The organism is Pseudomonas sp. xss_2 (assembly GCF_043104195.1).
Taxonomy (GTDB): domain Bacteria; phylum Pseudomonadota; class Gammaproteobacteria; order Pseudomonadales; family Pseudomonadaceae; genus Aquipseudomonas; species Aquipseudomonas urmiensis.
Genome location: NZ_JBICKL010000025.1, coordinates 29242 through 48943 on the forward strand (window position 1 = coordinate 29242; position 19702 = coordinate 48943).

Annotated in this window: 20 protein-coding genes; 14 read left to right on the forward strand and 6 right to left on the reverse strand. The window is 63.2% G+C overall.

All coding sequences use genetic code 11. The features are described 5' to 3' along the window. Positions 1-51: 51 nt before the first annotated feature. Positions 52-1194: a patatin-like phospholipase family protein gene (locus ACF8K2_RS03655; RefSeq protein ID WP_392463512.1), complete on the reverse strand. Its 1143-nt coding sequence runs from the start codon at positions 1192-1194 to the stop codon at positions 52-54. Positions 1195-1381: 187 nt separating this feature from the next. Then, positions 1382-2317 (reverse strand): lipid A biosynthesis lauroyl acyltransferase, encoded by a 936-nt coding sequence (locus ACF8K2_RS03660; protein ID WP_186554716.1) that lies wholly within the window; start codon positions 2315-2317, stop codon positions 1382-1384. A gap of 111 nt (positions 2318-2428) precedes the next feature. Between ACF8K2_RS03660 and minC the strand changes: the two genes are divergently transcribed. The 7 genes from minC (at position 2429) to ACF8K2_RS03695 (ending at position 9124) form a co-directional block, all read left to right on the forward strand. Further along, the gene (gene minC, locus ACF8K2_RS03665; RefSeq protein ID WP_186554715.1) at positions 2429-3181 is read left to right on the forward strand and encodes a septum site-determining protein MinC; all 753 of its coding nucleotides are present in this window, start codon (positions 2429-2431) and stop codon (positions 3179-3181) included. Between the two features lie 98 nt (positions 3182-3279). Further along, complete coding sequence (minD, locus tag ACF8K2_RS03670; RefSeq protein WP_186554714.1) at positions 3280-4092, forward strand: septum site-determining protein MinD; 813 nt, start codon at positions 3280-3282, stop codon at positions 4090-4092. A 3-nt stretch (positions 4093-4095) separates the two neighbouring features. Continuing rightward, positions 4096-4350, forward strand: coding sequence for a cell division topological specificity factor MinE (gene minE, locus ACF8K2_RS03675; RefSeq protein WP_119139657.1), 255 nt, complete (start codon positions 4096-4098; stop codon positions 4348-4350). A 178-nt stretch (positions 4351-4528) separates the two neighbouring features. Continuing rightward, the gene (locus ACF8K2_RS03680; protein WP_186554713.1) at positions 4529-5164 is read left to right on the forward strand and encodes an RluA family pseudouridine synthase; all 636 of its coding nucleotides are present in this window, start codon (positions 4529-4531) and stop codon (positions 5162-5164) included. A gap of 110 nt (positions 5165-5274) precedes the next feature. Beyond that, positions 5275-6564, forward strand: a complete 1290-nt coding sequence (locus ACF8K2_RS03685; RefSeq protein WP_186554712.1) for a M18 family aminopeptidase — start codon at positions 5275-5277, stop codon at positions 6562-6564. A gap of 194 nt (positions 6565-6758) precedes the next feature. Beyond that, complete coding sequence (locus ACF8K2_RS03690) at positions 6759-6926, forward strand: hypothetical protein (RefSeq protein ID WP_186554711.1); 168 nt, start codon at positions 6759-6761, stop codon at positions 6924-6926. A 44-nt stretch (positions 6927-6970) separates the two neighbouring features. Then, positions 6971-9124, forward strand: a complete 2154-nt coding sequence (locus ACF8K2_RS03695; protein WP_392463517.1) for a mechanosensitive ion channel family protein — start codon at positions 6971-6973, stop codon at positions 9122-9124. Positions 9125-9228: 104 nt separating this feature from the next. Here the strand turns inward: ACF8K2_RS03695 and ACF8K2_RS03700 are convergent, their stop codons facing one another. After that, positions 9229-9942, reverse strand: coding sequence for a UTRA domain-containing protein (locus ACF8K2_RS03700; protein WP_392463519.1), 714 nt, complete (start codon positions 9940-9942; stop codon positions 9229-9231). 339 nt (positions 9943-10281) lie between these two features. On the opposite strand from ACF8K2_RS03700, the gene ACF8K2_RS03705 reads away from it, so the two are divergent. From ACF8K2_RS03705 to ACF8K2_RS03730, 6 genes are all read left to right on the forward strand, one after another. After that, positions 10282-11343: an ABC transporter substrate-binding protein gene (locus ACF8K2_RS03705; RefSeq protein WP_392463521.1), complete on the forward strand. Its 1062-nt coding sequence runs from the start codon at positions 10282-10284 to the stop codon at positions 11341-11343. 134 nt (positions 11344-11477) lie between these two features. Beyond that, on the forward strand, positions 11478-12284 hold the full coding sequence (locus tag ACF8K2_RS03710; protein ID WP_186554707.1) for an alkaline phosphatase family protein: 807 nt from the start codon (positions 11478-11480) through the stop codon (positions 12282-12284). Continuing rightward, positions 12281-13120: an ABC transporter permease gene (locus ACF8K2_RS03715; protein WP_392463523.1), complete on the forward strand. Its 840-nt coding sequence runs from the start codon at positions 12281-12283 to the stop codon at positions 13118-13120. The genes ACF8K2_RS03710 and ACF8K2_RS03715 overlap by 4 nt, the downstream gene beginning before the upstream one ends. Next, the gene (locus tag ACF8K2_RS03720) at positions 13110-13904 is read left to right on the forward strand and encodes an ABC transporter permease (RefSeq protein WP_186554705.1); all 795 of its coding nucleotides are present in this window, start codon (positions 13110-13112) and stop codon (positions 13902-13904) included. The genes ACF8K2_RS03715 and ACF8K2_RS03720 overlap by 11 nt, the downstream gene beginning before the upstream one ends. 1 nt (position 13905) lies before the next feature. Further along, entirely contained in the window at positions 13906-14895 is a 990-nt protein-coding gene (locus ACF8K2_RS03725; protein ID WP_392463526.1) for an ABC transporter ATP-binding protein, read from the forward strand. 12 nt (positions 14896-14907) lie between these two features. Then, entirely contained in the window at positions 14908-15561 is a 654-nt protein-coding gene (locus ACF8K2_RS03730) for an HAD family hydrolase (RefSeq protein WP_392463528.1), read from the forward strand. Positions 15562-15650: 89 nt separating this feature from the next. On the opposite strand, the gene ACF8K2_RS03735 is transcribed toward ACF8K2_RS03730, so the two are convergent. Beyond that, positions 15651-16613: an NAD(P)H-quinone oxidoreductase gene (locus tag ACF8K2_RS03735; protein ID WP_392463530.1), complete on the reverse strand. Its 963-nt coding sequence runs from the start codon at positions 16611-16613 to the stop codon at positions 15651-15653. A gap of 140 nt (positions 16614-16753) precedes the next feature. Between ACF8K2_RS03735 and ACF8K2_RS03740 the strand changes: the two genes are divergently transcribed. After that, positions 16754-18835 (forward strand): carboxy terminal-processing peptidase, encoded by a 2082-nt coding sequence (locus tag ACF8K2_RS03740; protein WP_264235784.1) that lies wholly within the window; start codon positions 16754-16756, stop codon positions 18833-18835. 100 nt (positions 18836-18935) lie between these two features. Here ACF8K2_RS03740 and ACF8K2_RS03745 read toward each other — a convergent pair whose 3' ends face one another. Together ACF8K2_RS03745 and ACF8K2_RS03750 are read right to left on the reverse strand one after the other, a co-directional pair. After that, on the reverse strand, positions 18936-19304 hold the full coding sequence (locus tag ACF8K2_RS03745) for a hypothetical protein (protein WP_186554700.1): 369 nt from the start codon (positions 19302-19304) through the stop codon (positions 18936-18938). Continuing rightward, positions 19301-19645 (reverse strand): helix-turn-helix domain-containing protein, encoded by a 345-nt coding sequence (locus ACF8K2_RS03750; RefSeq protein ID WP_392463533.1) that lies wholly within the window; start codon positions 19643-19645, stop codon positions 19301-19303. Before ACF8K2_RS03750 ends, ACF8K2_RS03745 begins: the two co-directional genes overlap by 4 nt. Between the last annotated feature and the right edge of the window lie 57 nt (positions 19646-19702).

The window sequence follows — 19702 nt, forward strand, 5'->3', positions numbered from 1 at the left end:
AGGCTGCGTAGGAGCGGGCTTGCCCCGCGATAGGGCCGGTCCCTGCCAGCATCACAATCCCAGAAACTGCCCCAGCTCGCGGCGCTTGGCCAGGGCGTCGTTGCGCCCCAGTTCAATCAGCTCGCTGCAATAGCTCGCCTCGAACAAGAGATAACTCAACACCCCTGCCCCGCTGGTGCGGGTCGCTCCCGGCCCGCGCAAGAACATGCGCAACGCCGCCGGCAATTCACGCCGATGGCGCGCCGCAATCTCATCCAGTGGCTGACTTGGCGCCACCACGAGCACCTCGATCGGCGCCAACCCCAAACGCCGCGCGTCCAGGTGCGCGGGCAACAGGTGGCTGAGGTGATTGAGCCGCTGCAGCAGCTCGATGTCATCTTCCAGGCTGTCAATGAAGGTGCTGTTGAGCATGTGCCCACCAATCTGCGCCAGGCTGGGCTGCTGACCGCTGAACACCCGCTGGGTCGGCAACGGCGGCGCCGGCCGCTGCGGGTTGCCGCTGACTCCGACCACCAGCACCCGACTGGCGCCCAGGTGCAAGGCCGGGCTGATCGGCGCCGACTGGCGCACTGCGCCATCGCCAAAATACTCCTCGCCCAGTTTGACCGGAGCGAACAGCAGCGGGATCGCCGAGCTGGCCAGCAGGTGCTCGACCGTCAGCGCCGTGGGCCGGCCAATGCGCCGATGGCGCAGCCAGGGCTCGATGGTGTCGCGGCCCTGATAGAACGTCACCGCTTGCCCGGAGTCATAGCCAAAGGCGGTGATGGCCACGGCGCGCAGCTGCTCGCTGGCCAAGGAATGGGTGATGCCGTCCAGGTCCAGGTGCGCTTGCAACAGGCCGCGCAGCGGGCTGCTGTCGAGCAGCGCCACCGGCAGCTGGCCGCCTATGCCTAACAGGCTGTGGCTGACGAAGCGGCTGGCTTGGCGGATAACCCCGGGCCAATCGCTACGCAGCACCAGGTGGCTGCGAAAGTTCTGCCAGAAGTGGGTCAAGCGTTGTACCGATTCGCCAAAGCGGGTGGCGCCGCTGGCCAGGGTCACGGCATTGATGGCGCCGGCCGAGGTGCCGACGATGACCGGGAAGGGATTGGCCGCGCCGGGGGGCAACAAGTCGGCGATGCCAGCCAATACGCCGACCTGATAGGCGGCGCGGGCGCCGCCGCCAGAGAGGATCAGGCCGGTGGTTGGGGTCATGTGGTCCTCCCTGGAATCATTGCTGTCATCGTTCATGCTATCGCGGGACAAGCCCGCTCCCACGTAGCCCACGAGACCTGCTGCTAGAACCGGGACTCACGTGGGAGCCCATGTGACCTGCGGTTAGAACCGGGACTCACGTGGGAGCGGGCTTGCCCCGCGATAGGGCCTTCACTGACACCCCAGATCAACGCTTCTTCTTGTCATACAACCGCGGCGCACCCTCTGGCCGCGACTTGAACCGCCGGTGCGCCCACAGGTACTGCTCGGGGCACTCGCGCAACACACCTTCGACCCACTGGTTGATGCGCAGGCAATCGGCCTCTTCGCTCTCGCCCGGGAAGTCGTCCAACGGCGGATGAATGACCAGGCGATAACCACTGCCATCGTCCAACCGCCGCTGGGTGAACGGAATCACCCGTGCCTTGCCCAAGCGGGCGAACTTGGTCGTGGCGGTCACCGTCGCTGCCGGGATGCCAAACAGCGGCACGAACAGGCTCTGCTTGGCGCCATAGTCCTGATCCGGTGCATACCAGATCGCACGGCCACTGCGCAGCAGCTTGAGCATGCCGCGCACATCCTCACGCTCCACCGCCAGCGAATCGAGGTTATGCCGCTCACGACCGCTGCGCTGGATGAAGTCGAACAGCGGGTTGCCGTGCTCGCGGTACATGCCGTCGATGGTGTGTACCTGGCCGAGCAGCGCCGCGCCAATTTCCAGGGTGGTGAAATGCACGGCCATCAGGATCGCCCCTTGGCCATCGCGTTGCGCTGCCTGCAAATGCTCGAGGCCTTCGATATGCGCCAACCGCGCCAACCGGGCCTTGGGCCACCACCAGCTCATGGCCATTTCGAAGAAGGCGATGCCGGTGGAGGCGAAGTTTTCCTTGAGCAAATGCCGCCGTTGGTCGGCGGACAGCTCCGGGAAGCACAACTCCAGGTTGCGCGCGGCAATCCGCCGACGCTCGCCGGCCACCCGGTACATCAGCGCACCCAAGGCGCGGCCGAGCCACAGCAGCGCGCGATACGGCAGCTGGACGGTCAGCCACAGCAGCCCAAGGCCTAGCCACAGGCCCCAGAATCGCGGGTGGAGAAAATACGGACGAAAACGCGGGCGTTCCATTGAAGCTTCCGGCAAGACAAGGGCCGAGCATTCTACAACGGATCGCCGCCGGTTGCGGGCAACCGGCGTTCTCGTTATAAGTCAGGGCACTTTTTGAGCAACAAGCCGTCTATGCAGACCATGAGCCTAAACCAGACCCCCGAAAGCGCCCCCGTGTTCCAGCTCAAAGGCAGCATGCTTGCCATTACCGTGCTGGAACTGGCGCGCAACGACCTCGAGTCCCTCGACCGGCAACTGGCGGCGAAAGTGGCCCAGGCGCCGAATTTCTTCAGCAATACCCCGCTGGTGCTCGCGCTGGACAAGCTGCCCGCCGACGAAGGGGCGATCGATTTGCCTGGGCTGATGCGCGTCTGCCGCCATCATGGCCTGCGCACCCTGGCCATTCGCGCCAGCCGCATCGAGGACATCGCCGCGGCGATCGCCATCGACCTGCCTGTGCTACCGCCCTCCGGCGCCCGTGAGCGGCCGCTGGAGCCCGAACCTGAGGTGAAGAAGCCCGAGCCAGTGCCTGCGCCGCCCGCGGAGCCAGAAATCCGTCCGACCCGGATCATCACCACCCCGGTGCGTGGCGGCCAACAGATCTATGCTCAAGGCGGCGACCTGGTGGTGACCGCCTCGGTCAGCCCCGGTGCGGAACTTCTCGCCGATGGCAACATCCATGTGTACGGCGCCATGCGTGGCCGCGCCCTGGCAGGCATCAAGGGCAACACCAAGGCGCGTATCTTCTGCCAGCAGATGACCGCAGAGCTGGTCTCCATCGCGGGTCAGTACCGTGTCTGCGAAGACCTTCGACGCGACCCGTTGTGGGGGGCCGGCGTGCAGGTCAGCCTGTCCGGCGATGTGTTGAACATCACCCGTCTTTAACGGATACTTGCCGGCATTTTTAGAGCAACTTTTTCCTCGTTGCCATTTTGTGTATTTGCTGGGACTCGCGTCCCGATTATTTTTAGGGGTGAAACACCTTGGCCAAGATTCTCGTGGTTACTTCCGGCAAAGGGGGTGTGGGCAAGACCACCACCAGCGCCGCCATCGGTACTGGCCTCGCTCTGCGCGGCAAAAAGACTGTCATCGTCGACTTCGACGTGGGCCTGCGTAACCTCGACCTGATCATGGGTTGCGAGCGCCGCGTGGTGTACGACTTCGTCAACGTGGTCAACGGCGAAGCCAACCTGCAGCAAGCCCTGATCAAGGACAAGCGCCTGGAAAACCTGTTCGTCCTGGCTGCCAGCCAGACCCGCGACAAAGACGCGCTGACCCTCGAAGGCGTGGAAAAGGTCATCGAAGAGCTGGCCAAGGATTTCGACTACGTCATCTGCGACTCGCCAGCCGGTATCGAAAAAGGTGCCCACCTGGCCATGTACTTCGCTGACGAAGCGATCGTGGTGACCAACCCTGAGGTGTCCTCGGTACGTGACTCCGACCGTATGCTCGGCCTGCTGTCGAGCAAGTCGCGCCGCGCCGAGCGTGGCGAAGAGCCGATCAAGGAACACCTGCTGATCACCCGCTACAACCCTGAGCGCGTCAACAACGGCGAAATGCTCAGCATCGCCGACGTCGAAGAGATCCTGGCGATCAAGCTCAAGGGTGTGATTCCAGAGTCCCAGGCCGTGCTCAAGGCCTCCAACCAAGGCGTCCCGGTTATCCTGGACGACCAGAGCGATGCCGGCCAGGCGTACAGCGACACTGTCGACCGCCTGCTGGGCCAAGAGAAAGAACTTCGGTTCATCGATGTACAGAAGAAGGGATTCTTCGAGCGCCTTTTCGGGAGCAAATAAACCATGAACCTTTTTGACTTCTTTCGTGGCAGACAAAAACAGACCAGCGCGTCGGTAGCGAAAGAGCGTCTACAGATCATCGTGGCGCACGAGCGCGGCCAGCGCACTACGCCGGACTACCTGCCCGCCTTGCAGAAGGAGCTGGTCGAGGTGATCCGCAAGTACGTCAATATCGGTAACGATGACGTGGTGGTTGCCCTGGAAAACCAAGGCAGCTGCTCGATCCTCGAGCTGAACATCACCCTGCCCGAGCGTTGATTCACGCTTTCGGGTAATCGCCACGGCGCCTGCTGACTTGCAGGTGGCTCGTGGGAGCGGGCTTGCCCCGCGATTGCGCCAGACCCAGTTGCAGCGGGTCGGGTAGTCGCCGAGCAAGCCTCCTCCCACCAGCCACTCCCAGTCCGCAGGCGCCGTTGGCATTTGCAGAGAACACGTAATGCCGCTGTCGAACGTGCAGATCCTCCATGAAGACGCCGCCATCCTGGTGGTCAACAAGCCGACCCTGCTGCTCTCGGTGCCTGGCCGTGCCGAAGACAACAAGGACTGCCTGATCACCCGCCTGCAGCAAAATGGCTACCCCGACGCACTCATCGTGCACCGGCTGGATTGGGAAACCTCGGGGATCATCCTGCTCGCACGCGATGCCGACAGCCACCGCGAGCTGTCACGCCAGTTCCACGACCGCGAGACCGAGAAGGCCTACACCGCGCTGTGCTGGGGCCAACCCGCGCTGGACAGCGGCAGCATCGACCTGCCGCTGCGCTACGACCCGCCGACCAAGCCACGGCATGTGGTGGACCATGAACAGGGCAAGCATGCGCTGACCTTCTGGCGCATCGTCGAGCGCTGTGGCGACTATTGCCGCGTCGAGCTGACGCCAATCACCGGGCGCTCGCACCAGTTGCGGGTGCATATGCTGTCGATTGGCCATCCGCTGCTGGGTGATCGTTTGTATGCCAATCCCGAGGCGCTGGCGGCCCATGAGCGGCTGTGCTTGCATGCCTCGATGCTGAGCTTCACCCACCCGGTAAGCGGGCAGCGCCTGAAGTTCGAGTGCCCGGCACCATTCTGAAGCCATAGGTCCATCGCGGATTCGTGGGAGCGGGCTTGCCCCGCGATGGCACCGACACAAATTCCCGGGCAATTACGCTAAACTCGCGCCACTGCTGTCTGGAGTGACTTATGCGCGATGCTTTGAACCAGGGCCTGATCGAATTTCTCAAGGCCTCCCCGACGCCCTTCCACGCCACCGCCAGCCTGGCCCAGCGCCTCGAAGCCGGCGGCTACCAGCGCCTGGATGAGCGCGACAGCTGGGCCACGGTGCCTGGCGGGCGCTACTACGTAACCCGAAACGACTCCTCGATCATCGCTATCAAGCTCGGCAAGCACTCGCCGCTGCTCAGTGGCATCCGTATGGTCGGCGCCCACACCGACAGCCCGTGCCTGCGGGTCAAGCCGCAACCTGAGCTGCAGCGCCATGGTTTTCTGCAATTGGGCGTGGAAGTATACGGCGGCGCGCTGCTCGCACCTTGGTTCGACCGCGACCTGTCGCTTGCAGGCCGAGTCACCTTCCGCCGGGACGGCAAGGTGGAAAGCCAGCTGGTCGATTTCAAGCTCCCCATCGCGATCATTCCCAACCTGGCCATTCACCTCAACCGCACCGCCAACGAAGGCTGGCCGATCAATCCGCAGCTCGAGTTGCCGCCGATCATCGCCCAGGTGGCCGGTGACGAGCGGGTCGACTTCCGCGCCTTGCTCACCGAGCAACTGGCCCGTGAGCACGATCTGAACGCCGACGTGGTGCTCGATTACGAGCTGAGCTTCTACGACACCCAGGACGCCGCGCTGATCGGCCTGAACGCTGACTTCATCGCCGGCGCGCGCCTGGACAACCTGCTGTCGTGCTACGCCGGCCTACAAGCGATGCTAGCCTCGGACAGTGACGAAACCTGTGTGCTGGTGTGCACCGATCATGAGGAAGTCGGCTCGTGCTCGGCCTGCGGCGCCGACGGGCCGATGCTCGAACAAACCTTGCAGCGTCTGCTGCCCGATGGCGACGAGTATGTGCGCACCATCCAGCGCTCGCTGATGGTTTCGGCCGACAACGCCCACGGCGTGCACCCCAACTATGCCGACAAGCACGACGGCAACCACGGGCCCAAGCTCAATGCCGGGCCGGTGATCAAGGTCAACAACAACCAGCGCTACGCCACCAACAGCGAGACCGCGGGCTTCTTCCGCCACTTGTGCATGGCCGAAGAGGTGCCGGTGCAGAGCTTCGTGGTGCGCAGCGACATGGGCTGTGGCTCGACCATCGGCCCGATAGCCGCCAGCCATCTGGGTGTGCGCACGGTGGATATTGGCCTGCCGACCTTTGCCATGCACTCAATCCGCGAGCTGTGTGGTAGCCACGACCTGGCGCACCTGGTGAAGGTGTTGACGGCGTTCTATCGCACTCGCGAATTGCCCTGAGTAATGCTTCGTTAGTACCGGCCTCATCGCGGGGCAAGCCCGCTCCCACGCCGTTCGCCTCGCAGGACAATGGCGTGGGCGGGCTTGCCCCGCGATCGGGCAGGTACAGGCAAAACACCTGCCACGGATCAAGCCCCTCCCCGCCCCAGCCGCTATGCTTACTACATGGCCCCCAAAGCAGAAGGATTCTGTCCATGTCCCCGTTCATCTCGCTGTTCTTGCCGGTATTCCTCCTGCTGATGCTGCTGACCATCGGTTTCAGCCTGCGCGAGCGTAATGTCGGGGTGGTGATGATGTGGGTCGGTACGCTCGGCATTTTCGGCATCATGTGCTGGAAGATCCTTGAGAAACTGCCCACATAAACCTCTACACTCGGTCAATCGTTTGACCTGAGGTAGATTTCCCGGTGCCTGCCCTCCTGCGTTGCCTGACCCTGCTGCTGTTGCTGTTCACCCTGCCCGTACACGCTGCCGGTCTGCCGGGGATACTCGGCTCCAGCGCCCCTGCCCAGCCGCAAGCCAGCGAGCCGTTGGCCAAGTCGCTGGACGAGGTGATCAAGAACCTTGAGAACGACCAGCAACGGAGCAAGCTGCTGGCTGACCTGAAGAAGCTGCGCGACGCCAGCAAACAGACCCAGACCAGCCCCGAGCAAGGCGTGCTCGGCCTGATTGGCGGCGCCCTGCACGACCTGGAAAGCCAGTTCAGCGGTGACGCCAGCCCGTTTCGCCGCTGGTCTCAGGAAATCGAGCAAGCCCAAGCCGAGCTGACCTCACTGATGGTGCCGGTGCACCAATGGCCAGCGATCCTGTTCGGCTTCATCGCCATCATCGCGGTGTGGAGCCTGCTGGCCTATGCCTTCAACTGGATCGGCCACCGCGTACGTCTGCGCTTCGGCCTGAGTGAAGAACTGCCGCAGCACCCGCGCACCTGGGACCTGGTGCGCTTTGCCCTGCGCAAACTCGGCCCCTGGCTGGTGGCGCTGGTGTTCACCGTGTACCTGAGCTTCGCCCTGCCCTCCTCGCTGGGTAAATCGATGGCGATGGTGCTGGCCTATGCGCTGGTGGTCGGCACCTGTTTCTCGGCGATCTGTGTGATCGCCTTCTCCCTGCTCGACGGCCCGCACCGCCACCGCGCCTTGCACATCCTGCGCCATCAAGCATTCCGCCCGCTGTGGCTGATCGGCAGCTTCGCAGCCTTCGGCGAGGCGATGAACGACCCGCGCCTGACCACCGCCCTGGGCACGCACCTGGCGCATGCCCTGGCGACCCTGGCCAATGTGTTGGCGGCGCTGTGCACCGGGTTGTTCATCCTGCGTTTCCGCCGGCCGATCGCCCACCTGATCCGCAACCAGCCACTGTCGCGGCGCCTGACCCGGCGTACCTTGAGCGACACCATCGAAATCCTCGGCAGCTTCTGGTACATCCCGGCGCTGATCCTGGTGGCGATCTCGCTGTTCGCCACCTTCGTCTCAGCCGGCGATACCAGCACCGCCTTGCGCCAGTCACTGATGTGTACCGTGCTGGTGGTGGTGTGCATGGTGCTCAATGGCCTGGTGCGCCGCCACGCCGCCAACCCCAAGCGCGCCAACCGTCGCCAGGAGGTCTATACCGAGCGCCTGAAGAACTTCGGCTATGCCTTGGTGCACCTGTTCATCTGGCTGGTGTTCATCGAGCTGGGTTTGCGCGTGTGGGGCTTATCGATGATTGGCTTTGCCGAAGGCCAAGGGCATGAAGTGAGCCTGCGCCTGCTGGGCCTGGCCGGCACCCTGATCGCCGCCTGGCTGGTGTGGATCCTGGCCGACACCGCCGTACACCACGCGCTGGTGCGCTCGCGCCGAGGGCTGGCCAACGCCCGCGCGCAGACCATGATGCCGCTGATCCGCAACGTGTTGTTCGTGGCCATTTTCATCATCGCGGTGATCGTCGCCCTGGCCAACATGGGCATGAACGTTACCCCGCTGCTGGCCGGTGCCGGGGTGATCGGCCTGGCCATCGGTTTTGGCGCGCAGTCGCTGGTGGCCGACTTGATCACGGGCCTGTTCATCATCATCGAAGACTCGCTGGCCATCGATGACTACGTCGATGTCGGCGGCCACCTGGGCACGGTCGAGGGCCTGACCATCCGCACCGTGCGCCTGCGCGATATCGACGGCATCGTGCATACCATCCCGTTCAGCGAGATCAAGAGCATCAAGAACTACTCGCGCGAGTTCGGCTACGCCATTTTCCGAGTGGCGATCCCGCACAGCATGAACATCGATGAGGCGATAACGCTGATCCGTGAGGTGGGCCAAAAGCTGCGCAACGACCCGCTGATGCGCCGCAATATCTGGTCGCCGCTGGAACTGCAAGGGGTGGAAAGCTTCGAGTCCGGCCAGGCGATCTTGCGAGCACGCTTCAAGACCGCGCCGATCAAGCAGTGGGAAGTGTCGCGGGCGTTCAACCTGGCGCTCAAGCGTCAGTTGGATGAGGCTGGAGTGGATCTGGCAATGCCTAGGCTGTCGGTGCAGGTGGTGACGGCTGGGGGTGGTGTTTTGACCGAAACTGGCGCTGCCGGGTGACGCCTCATCGCGGGGCAAGCCCGCTCCCACGCAGCGCCCTACATTGACCGTGGGAGCACTTGGCGTGGGAGCGGGCTTGCCCCGCGATGGCGTAGCGTGCAGCACTACCCTGCCTCAGCCCGAATACGAATCGCATCATGGCGCCAATACTCAAGGTCACAGTCGATCAAATGCCCATGCTGATCGCTGTTGACCCGGGTGATGTGCAACCCCGGGCTACCCGCTGAGACCTTCAAAGCCAGCGCCGCCGCCACCGGCAAGGCAGTAGGCAGAATCTCGAAACACACCTGCCCGTAGCGAATCTGATACTCGCGCTGATAGATCTCGGTCAGCGACTGGGCCAGGTCCTGTTCGAGAATCCCCGGAAAATAGTGCGGATTCAAATAGTGCTCGGCATACAGCACTGCCCGCCCATCGATGCGGCGCAACCGGCAGATCTGCACCACGCAGGACAACCCCGGCAGGCGCAAGCGCGCGCAGATCGCCGCCGACGCCGGCAGTAACCGCGCCGACAACAGCTCGGTACTCGGCAGCCGCCCCTGGTCACGGACCATGGCGTGAAAGTGGCTGCGCTCGATCAGGTCATAGGTCAGCCGCTGCGGCGCGACAAACCAGCCACGGCGCTCTTCGCGATAGATCAGCCCCTGCGCCTCCAGCTGCACCAATGCCTCGCGCAGGGTGATACGCGTGGTATCGAACACCTCGCTGAGCTTGCGTTCAGCCGGCAGCTTGCCGCCCGGCGCCAGCAGACCGTGTTCGATCTGCTCCTGCAAGGCATGACAGATAGCTGTTACCGCGCGCGGTGGCGTCGCTTGCATCAAAGGTTACCTATCTGGACTAGTCCAGCCCCAGAACAGGGCATTTGGAGAATAGTGCAAGCCTAGGCACAGCCGATGAACATCCTGTGACAAAGACCTGCACAAGCCCCTGCCAGAAACGGGCCAGCCCTTGCCAATCAAGGCGTGGGTCTTGGTCTACGCTGTATCTCCAGGGCTGCCGGTTGCCCGTACTGGCGCCTTTCCTACATCAAACTGTCACGCAAGCGGCCTACCTTGGCTCAAGGTTTGCTGACCTAGACCACCACCGTAAGCAAGGTTTGCTCGATAAGCATAATTTCAAAGCGCAACTGCAAGGCATCCCCACCAAAGGAGCTTCGGATGAAAAAGTTCTTCATGGCGTCACTGCTGGGCTCGGCCATCGCCCTGGGTAGTTCGGCGTGGGCCGCGGACGATCTCAAGGCCCTCGAAGACGCCGCCCGTAAGGAAGGCGCAGTCAACAGCGTGGGCATGCCCGATGCCTGGGCCAACTGGAAAGGCACCTGGCAAGACCTGGCCAGCAAATACGGCCTCAAGCACAGCGACACCGACATGAGCTCGGCCCAGGAAATCGCCAAGTTCGACGCCGAGAAGGACAACGCCAGCGCCGACATCGGTGACGTCGGCGCCGCCTTCGGCCCCATCGCCGTGGCCAAGGGCGTGAGCCAGCCGTACAAGCCGAGCACCTGGGATCAGGTCCCGGAATGGGCCAAGGACAAGGACGGCCACTGGGCCTTGGCCTATACCGGCACCATTGCCTTCATCATCAACAAGGATCTGGTCAAGGAAGGCGATCGGCCAAAAACCTGGCACGACCTGGAAAAAGGCAAATACAAAGTCGCCATTGGTGACGTCGGCACTGCCGCCCAGGCCGCCAACGGCGTGCTGGCGGCGGCGATTGCCTACAAGGGCGACGAGACCAATATCGAACCGGGTCTGCAACTGTTCACCAAGCTGGCGCAGCAGAAGCGCCTGTCGCTGGCCAACCCGACCATCCAGACCATCGAGAAGGGTGAAGTGGAAGTCGGCGTGGTGTGGGACTTCAACGGCTTGAGCTACCGCGACCAGATCGATCCGAAGCGCTTTGAGGTACTGATCCCGTCGGACGGCTCGATCACCTCCGGCTATACCACCATCATCAACAAGTACGCCAAGCACCCCAACGCGGCCAAGCTGACCCGCGAGTACATCTTCAGCGATGCCGGGCAGATCAACCTGGCCAAGGGCCATGCCCGGCCGATTCGTGCCGAACACCTGAAGCTGCCGGCCGATGTGCAGGCCAAGTTGCTGCCTAATGAGCAGTATGGTGCGGCGCAGCCGATCAAAAATGCCGAGGCCTGGGAAGCGACCTCCAAGGCCCTGCCGCAAAAATGGCAAGAGCAAGTGATCATCGAAATGGAATGACGTATCCGGACCCTCGTGGGAGCGGGCTTGCCTCGCGATAGCGTCAGCCCCGGCAACCCTGGCGCTTGCCCAACCGCCATCGCGGGGCAAGCCCGCTCCCACGCCTAGGTTCTCACTGTCCCTGCGGAGTCAACATGCAACACAACGTCATCCTGGTCCTGCTCGACGGCCTCAACCACCAGGTGGCCCATCACGCCATGGGCCACCTGCACGCCTACGTCGAGGCCGACCGCGCCGCCCTGTATCGGGTCGAATGCGAACTGCCGTCACTGTCGCGGCCGCTGTACGAATGCATCCTCACCGGCGTGCCGCCGATCGACAGCGGCATCGTGCACAACAATGTCAATCGCCTGTCCAACCAGCGCAGCGTGTTCCACTACGCCCGCGAAGCCGGCCTGGGCACCGCGGCGGCGGCCTATCACTGGATGAGCGAGCTGTACAACCGTTCGCCGTTCGACCCGCAACGCGACCGCCATACCCACGCGCCCAAGCTGCCGATCCAGCACGGCCTGTTCTACTGGGACGACCGTTATCCCGATTCGCACCTGCTGGCCGACGCCGAATACCTGCGCCGGCGCCACGCACCGAATTTTCTCCTGGTGCATCCGATGAGCATCGATGACACCGGCCACCGCCATGGCCTGGACAGCAGCCAGTACCGCAACGCGGCGCGCAGCGCCGACATCCTGCTGGCCGACTACCTGCCGCGCTGGCTCGAAGAGGGTTACCAGATCCTGGTCACCGCCGACCACGGCATGAACAACGACCGCTCGCACAACGGCCTGCTGGCCGAAGAGCGCGAGGTGCCGCTGTTCGTCTTCGGCGACGCGTTCAGCCTCGATCCTGCAGCCAAGCCCTTGCAAACCGAGCTGTGCGGGACGATCTGCGAACTGCTCGGGGTGGCCCACGACAAAACGGTTTGCCGGGAGCTGCTCAAGTGACCTCCAGCCGCCGCGGCCGTTTCCTGGCCCTGCTTTGCCTGCTGCCGTTCGCGGTGTTCTTCTTCATCTTCCAGATCGCCCCGCTGGGCTGGGTCGCGGTGCACAGCCTGCACGCCGAAAGCGGCTGGGGGCTGGACAACTTCAGCAAGATATTCGCCTCCAAGTTCTACCTGCAGGCGCTGCAACGCAGCCTGGAAATCAGCTTCTATTCGAGCCTGTTCGGCATCCTGATTGCCACCCTCGGCGCCTATTCGCTGCGCCAGGTCGACTCGCGGCTGCGTGATTTCGTCAGCGCCTTCGCCAACATGACCAGTAACTTCTCCGGCGTGCCGCTGGCCTTCGCCTTCATCATCCTGCTCGGGTTCAACGGCGCACTGACCTTGCTGCTCAAGCAGATCGGCCTGCTCGAAGACTTCAGCATCTACTCCAAGAGCGGCTTGATCCTGGTCTACACCTATTTCCAGATCCCGTTGGGGGTGCTGCTGCTCTACCCGGCCTTCGACGCCCTGCGCGAAGACTGGCGGGAGTCGGCCGCGCTGCTGGGCGCCAGCCACTGGCAATACTGGCGACACATTGGCCTGCCCGTGCTGATGCCAGCCCTGCTGGGCACCTTCGTCATCCTGCTGGCCAACGCCCTGGGCGCCTACGCCACCGTCTACGCGCTGACCACCGGTAATTTCAACGTGCTGCCGATCCGCATCGCGGCGCTGGTGGCCGGCGACATCAGCCTCGACCCGAACCTGGCCAGCGCCCTGGCGATGGTGCTGGTGGGCTTGATGACGCTGGTGACCGTGGTCCATCAATGGCTGTTGAAGAGGAGCTACCATGCGCGCTGAACCTGGCAAGGGCGGCGTGTACCACCGCGTGGTGGTGTACTTGCTGTTCCTTATTTTGCTGCTGCCCCTGGCCGGCACCCTGCTCTACTCGCTGGCCACCAGTTGGTCGGCAAGCCTGCTCCCCAGCGGGCTGACCTTGAAGTGGTACGTGGCGCTGTGGAGCGAGCCGCGCTTTCTCGCCGCATTCGGCCAATCGCTGCTGGTTTGCGTGGGCGCCCTGCTGCTGTCGGTGGTGCTGATCCTGCCGTTGTTGTTCGTGGTGCATTACCACTTCCCGCGGTTGGACGCACTGATGAACATCCTCATCCTGTTGCCGTTCGCGGTGCCGCCGGTGGTGTCTTCGGTGGGCTTGCTGCAACTGTATGGCAGCGGGCCAATGGCGATGGTCGGTACGCCGTGGATCCTGATCGGTTGCTACTTCACCGTCGCCCTGCCGTTCATGTACCGGGCGATCACCAACAACCTGCAGGCGATCAACCTGCGCGACCTGATGGACGCCGCCCAATTGCTCGGCGCCAGCACCTGGCAGGCGGCGTTGCTGGTGGTGCTGCCCAACCTGCGCAAGGGCTTGATGGTCGCCTTGCTGCTGTCGTTCTCGTTCCTGTTCGGCGAGTTCGTATTCGCCAACCTGTTGGTCGGCACCCGCTACGAGACCCTGCAGGTGTACCTGAACAACATGCGCAACAGCAGCGGCCACTTCAACAGCGCACTGGTGATTTCCTACTTCGCCTTCGTCCTGCTGCTGACCTGGGTCGCCAACCGCCTGAACAAGGACAAATCCTGACATGAGCTTCGTCAGCGTAGAAAAACTGCACAAAAGCTATGCCGGCACCCCGGTGTTCCAGGACATTGACTGCCAGATCCAACGCGGCGAGTTCGTCACCCTGCTCGGCCCCTCCGGCTGCGGCAAGTCCACCCTATTGCGCTGCATCGCCGGGCTGACCCCGGTGGACAGCGGGCAGATCCTGCTGGACGGCCAGGACATCGTCCCGCTCAGCCCGCAGAAGCGCGGAATCGGCATGGTGTTCCAGAGCTATGCGCTGTTCCCTAACATGACCGTGGAGCAGAACGTCGCCTTTGGCCTGCGCATGCAGAAAACCAAAGCCGAAGAAAGCCAGGCGCGGGTGCGCAAGGTACTGGAGTTGGTCGAGCTGGGCAGCTTCGCCGGGCGTTACCCGCACCAGCTGTCGGGCGGCCAGTGTCAGCGGGTGGCCTTGGCCCGCTCGCTGGTCACTCGCCCGCGCCTGCTGCTGCTCGATGAGCCGCTGTCGGCGCTGGATGCGCGCATCCGCAAGCACCTGCGTGAGCAGATCCGCGCGATCCAGCGCGAGTTGGGCCTGACCACCATTTTCGTCACCCACGACCAGGAAGAGGCGCTGACCATGTCTGATCGCATCTTCCTGATGAACCAGGGCCGCATCGTCCAAAGCGGCGATGCCGAAACCCTCTACACAGCGCCGGTGGACCTGTTTGCCGCAGGCTTTATCGGCAACTACAACCTGCTCGATGCCGACAGCGCCAGCCGCGTTCTGCAGCGGCCAATCGCCAGCCGCCTGGCGATCCGTCCCGAGTCGATCAGCCTCGGCCTCAATGGCGAGCTGGACGGCCTGGTCCGCAGTCATAGCTTGCTGGGTAATGTCATCCGTTACCGGGTCGAGGTGCGCGGGGTGGAACTGGTGGTGGATGTGCTCAACCGCTCATCGGCCGATCTGCATCCGGACGGCCAGCGGGTATCCTTGGCAATCGACCCCACCGCGCTACGAGAAGTGGCTTAGGAGATTTGCGCAATGGCTTTGGCAATTTTCGATCTGGACGAAACCCTCATTCACGGTGACTGCGCGTCACTGTGGAGTGAGCAGATGGCGCGGCTTGGCTGGGTCGACAGCAAGGAGTTTCTGCGCCGAGACCATGAACTGATGGAGGCTTACGGCAAGGGTCACCTGCGCATGGAGGAGTACATGGCCTTCAGCCTGGAGCCGATCGCCGGGCGCACCCTGGAAGAGGTCGAGCATTTGGTCGAGCCGTGGGTCGAGGAGGTGATCGAGCCGATCATCTATGGCGATGCCTGCCGCTGTATTGCCGAGCATCGCAAGCTGGGCGATCGGATTCTGATCATCTCGGCCTCCGGCACTCACCTGGTGGGGCCGATCGCTGCGCGGTTGGGGGTCGATGAGTACCTGGCGATCGAGCTGGAGGCGGTCAACGGGGTGTATACCGGCAAGACCCATGGCGTGCTGACCTACCGCGAAGGCAAGATCACCCGCTTGCTGGAGTGGCTGGATCAGGAGCAGGAGAACCTGGAGGGGGCGAGTTTTTATTCGGACTCGCGCAATGACTTGCCGTTGTTGCTGAAGGTGGATCATCCGAGGGTGGTCAATCCGGATGCGGTGTTGCGTGAGCATGCCCAGATCAATGGCTGGCCGATTTTGACGTGGTCTTGAGCTCGCATTCGCGGGGGCAAGCCCGCTCCCATGCCAGTAAGTCGCTCTGGCGTGGGAGCGGGCTTGCCCCGCGATGGGGTCAGCAGGGACTACACAAGGCTCTGGTCGATCACCAACACCAGCTTGCCCGACACCTGGTTGGTGGCCAGCTCCGCATAAGCCGCCTCGGCAAACGCCACCGGGTAGGTATCGACCAACTGCGCCTTCAGGCGGCCTTCAGTAAACAGCGGCCACACCTGCTGCGCCAACTCCTGCAGTAACTCAGCCTTGAAGCCATCATCGCGATTGCGCAGGGTCGAGCCCGTCACTTGCAGGCGCTTGCCCAGTACCACCGCCAGGTCCAGCTCGACCTTGCGCCCGCCCATCAAGCCAATGATCACCCAGCGCCCATCGCGCGCCAGCAGCTCAAGGTTAAGCGGCCCATAACCAGCGCCCACCGGGTCGAGGATCACGTCAAACGGCGCCAGGCCCTTCAAATCATCCAGGTTCTCATTGCGCACCACGCCACCGGCTGCACCCAGGTCCTGGCAATAGCTCAGCCGCTCGGCCGAGCCAACACTGACCCACACCGGGTTGCCAAACGCCTTGCACAGCTGGATCGCCGCCGAACCGACGCCGCTGGCCCCGGCATGCACCAGCACCTTCTCGCCGGCCTTCAAGCCGCCGAGCTGGAAGATGTTCAACCAAGCCGTGGCATACACCTCGGGAATCGCCGCCGCTTCGTGCAGGCTCAGGCCCTCGGGCACCGGCAGCACATGGCGGGCATCGACCACCACTTCTTCGGCCATGCCGCCACCGGCGAGCAGTGCGCACACCCGATCACCCACACGCCAGTCGGCACCAGCGCCAACCTCCTCGATCACCCCCGAGCATTCCAGGCCCAGATAAGGGCTGGCCCCCGGCGGTGGTGGGTAGAGCCCGGCGCGCTGCAACAGGTCGGCGCGGTTCAGCCCGGCGGCGGCCACACGAATGCGCACCTGGCCCGCGTCACAGGTCGGGCGCTCGGCCTCGACCCACTCCACATGTCCGTCAACGCCTTGCAATGCCTTCACAGTGCCTCCATAGTTGAGTCATGACTGAGCCCGAGGATGCTTACCTCGGGCTTTTCGCAGTATTTGTCCGGCTCCATGGAACCGGCGAACGGAATAGACGGCCTACTATGCGTGATCAATTGCCTTTACGTCGAATCAGCATGAAGCATTTCCTGCCCAGCACCGCCCTCGCCCTGCTCATCGGCGTCGGCAGTCTGACGCTCGGCGGCAATGCGGCGGCCGCCAACAAGTGGGAAAGCCTGCAGCCAGATCGAGACGAGGTTGTTGCCAGCCTCAACGTGGTGGAGCTGCTCAAGCGCCATCATTACAGCAAGCCGCCGCTCGATGATGCCCGCTCGGTGATCATCTACGACAGCTACATCAAGCTGCTCGACCCTTCGCGCAGCTACTTCACCGCGTCCGACATAGCCGAATTCGACAAGTGGAAGACCCAGTTCGACGACTTCCTCAAGGCCGGCAATCTCGACCCGGGTTTCACCATCTACAAGCGCTACCTCAATCGGGTCAAATCGCGTCTGGACTTCGCCCTGGCGGAGCTGAACAAAGGCGTCGACAAGATCGACTTCACTGCCAAGGAATCCTTGCTGGTCGACCGCAAGGACGCCCCGTGGCTGAAGAATGAGGCCGAGCTCGACGACCTGTGGCGCAAACGCGTCAAGGACGAAGTGCTGCGCCAGAAGATCGCCGGCAAGGATCCCAAGCAGATCCAGGAAACCCTGACCAAGCGCTACAAGAACCAACTGGCGCGCTTGAACCAAACCCGTGCCGAAGACATCTTCCAGGCCTATATCAACACCTTCGCCCAGTCCTACGATCCGCACACCAACTACCTGTCGCCAGACAACGCGGAAAACTTCGATATCAACATGAGCCTGTCGCTCGAAGGCATCGGTGCGGTGCTGCAAAGCGACAACGACCAGGTCAAGATCGTGCGCCTGGTGCCGGCAGGCCCGGCAGCCAAGACCAAGCAGGTGGCCCCGGCTGACAAGATCATCGGCGTCGCCCAGGGCAACAAGGAAATGGTCGACGTGGTCGGCTGGCGCCTGGACGAAGTGGTCAAGCTGATCCGTGGCCCGAAAGGCTCGGTGGTGCGCCTGGAGGTCATCCCGGCCAGCAATGCGCCGAACGACCAGACCAGCAAAGTGGTCTCGATCACCCGCGAAGCGGTCAAGCTTGAAGAGCAGGCCGCGAAAAAATCGGTGCTCAAGCTCAAGCAGGACGGGCGTGACTACAAGCTGGGGATCATCGAGATCCCGGCCTTCTACCTGGACTTCAAGGCCTACCGGGCCGGCGATCCGGAGTACAAGAGCACCACCCGCGACGTCAAGAAGCTGCTCACCGAGTTGCAGAAAGAGAAAGTCGATGGCGTGGTCATCGACCTGCGTAACAACGGCGGCGGCTCGCTGCAGGAAGCCACCGAGCTGACCAGCCTGTTCATCGACAAAGGCCCGACCGTGCTGGTGCGCAACGCCGATGGCCGCGTCGATGTGCTGGAAGATGAGAACACCGGCGCCTTCTACAAAGGTCCCCTGGCGCTGCTGGTCAACCGCCTGTCGGCCTCGGCCTCGGAGATTTTCGCCGGTGCCATGCAGGACTACCACCGCGCGCTGATCATCGGTGGCCAGACCTTCGGCAAAGGCACCGTGCAAACCATCCAGCCGCTCAACCATGGCGAACTGAAGCTGACCCTGGCCAAGTTCTACCGGGTCTCCGGGCAGAGCACCCAGCACCAGGGCGTACTGCCGGACATCGACTACCCGTCGATCATCGACACCAAGGAAATTGGCGAGAGCGCCCTGCCCGAGGCGATGCCGTGGGACACCATCCGCCCGGTGATCAGACCGGCGGCCGACCCGTTCAAGCCGTTCCTGGCTGAGCTCAAGGCACGCCATGACGCGCGCAGCGCCAAGGACGCCGAGTTCGCCTACATCCGAGACCGCCTGGCCCTGACCCAGAAGCTGATGAACGAAAAAACCGTCAGCCTCAATGAGCAGGAACGCCGCGCTCGCCACGATGAGATCGAAGCCAAGCAACTGGCCCTGGAGAACATTCGTCGCAAGGCCAAGGGCGAAGAGCCGCTCAAGGAGCTGAAGAAGGAAGACGAGGACGCCCTGCCGGTCGAGGATGAAGACACCAAGCCGGAAGATGACGCCTACCTGTCCGAGACTGGGCGCATCCTGCTCGACTACCTGAGCCTGAACTCGCAGGTGGCCAAGCACTAAGTGCCGAGCAGCCGCTCAAGCGTGTGACACAAACCAGAAGGGCCGAACGTGTGAACGTTCGGCCCTTCTGGCTTATGTACGGCTTGTAACAGCGCCTGGCTCAGGCCTCTTCGGGATAGCGGTACTCGAAGACCCGCACCACTTCCGATGCATGCCAGGACGCCGCCTCCATGCCATCCACCGGCCCGGAAAACCGCCCCAGGCGTTCGACACATTCGAAGAAGCCGGTGCGTGGCAGGCGGCTGGCGCCCTGGCTGATCACCAGCGAGCTGCGCAGCGGTTGCTCGGCTTGGGCATCGAGACGCGCCAGGTATTCCAGGGCAGCGGTCAGCGTCTGCATCGCCGGGGTGGGCAACTGTAGACGCTCGAGCAGGGCGCGGTAGGTAAGCAGATGACGCTGGCGTCGGGCTAGATCAAGTTCATCGAGCAGGCTTTGCCACTGCTGACGGCTGATCCTCACCTGGCTCATGATGGCTCGCTCCAGCCGGCGATACCCAGGTGCCAGGCCAGACTGCGCAAGATCGCCGCATCAGGCCGGCGCTCGCCTGCTTCGATCATGGCCAGGTACGCCGGGCTAATGCCCACCGTACGCGCCAGTTGTTCGGCAGCCAGGCCCTTGGCTTGGCGTAACTGCGCCAGCTCACTCAGGTCGAGCAAGGTTGCGCTTGGCGCAGGAGTATCTGCCTGGCCTGCTTCGACCTTGGCGGTGGCAGGCGCTTGACCAGCCGCCTTGAGCAGTGCCTGGTAGTGCTCCCAGGGAACAACGGCATATTCGGGCTGACCGTCCCGGCTGATGACCTGAATTTCCATCACAATCCCCTTACGTAGGATTACTCCATGTAATCCGTAGGCATAATCCTTATGCCA

Excerpts from the sequence above, each read along its gene's own strand:
- ACF8K2_RS03655 (WP_392463512.1), bottom strand. The coding sequence starts at position 1,194 with ATGACCCCAACCACCGGCCTGATCCTCTCTGGCGGCGGCGCCCGCGCC.
- ACF8K2_RS03660 (WP_186554716.1), bottom strand. The coding sequence starts at position 2,317 with ATGGAACGCCCGCGTTTTCGTCCGTATTTTCTCCACCCGCGATTCTGG.
- minC (WP_186554715.1), top strand. The coding sequence starts at position 2,429 with ATGCAGACCATGAGCCTAAACCAGACCCCCGAAAGCGCCCCCGTGTTC.
- minE (WP_119139657.1), top strand. The coding sequence starts at position 4,096 with ATGAACCTTTTTGACTTCTTTCGTGGCAGACAAAAACAGACCAGCGCG.
- ACF8K2_RS03680 (WP_186554713.1), top strand. The coding sequence starts at position 4,529 with ATGCCGCTGTCGAACGTGCAGATCCTCCATGAAGACGCCGCCATCCTG.
- ACF8K2_RS03685 (WP_186554712.1), top strand. The coding sequence starts at position 5,275 with ATGCGCGATGCTTTGAACCAGGGCCTGATCGAATTTCTCAAGGCCTCC.
- ACF8K2_RS03690 (WP_186554711.1), top strand. The coding sequence starts at position 6,759 with ATGTCCCCGTTCATCTCGCTGTTCTTGCCGGTATTCCTCCTGCTGATG.
- ACF8K2_RS03700 (WP_392463519.1), bottom strand. The coding sequence starts at position 9,942 with ATGCAAGCGACGCCACCGCGCGCGGTAACAGCTATCTGTCATGCCTTG.
- ACF8K2_RS03705 (WP_392463521.1), top strand. The coding sequence starts at position 10,282 with ATGAAAAAGTTCTTCATGGCGTCACTGCTGGGCTCGGCCATCGCCCTG.
- ACF8K2_RS03710 (WP_186554707.1), top strand. The coding sequence starts at position 11,478 with ATGCAACACAACGTCATCCTGGTCCTGCTCGACGGCCTCAACCACCAG.
- ACF8K2_RS03720 (WP_186554705.1), top strand. The coding sequence starts at position 13,110 with ATGCGCGCTGAACCTGGCAAGGGCGGCGTGTACCACCGCGTGGTGGTG.
- ACF8K2_RS03725 (WP_392463526.1), top strand. The coding sequence starts at position 13,906 with ATGAGCTTCGTCAGCGTAGAAAAACTGCACAAAAGCTATGCCGGCACC.
- ACF8K2_RS03730 (WP_392463528.1), top strand. The coding sequence starts at position 14,908 with ATGGCTTTGGCAATTTTCGATCTGGACGAAACCCTCATTCACGGTGAC.
- ACF8K2_RS03740 (WP_264235784.1), top strand. The coding sequence starts at position 16,754 with ATGAAGCATTTCCTGCCCAGCACCGCCCTCGCCCTGCTCATCGGCGTC.
- ACF8K2_RS03745 (WP_186554700.1), bottom strand. The coding sequence starts at position 19,304 with ATGAGCCAGGTGAGGATCAGCCGTCAGCAGTGGCAAAGCCTGCTCGAT.
- ACF8K2_RS03750 (WP_392463533.1), bottom strand. The coding sequence starts at position 19,645 with ATGGAAATTCAGGTCATCAGCCGGGACGGTCAGCCCGAATATGCCGTT.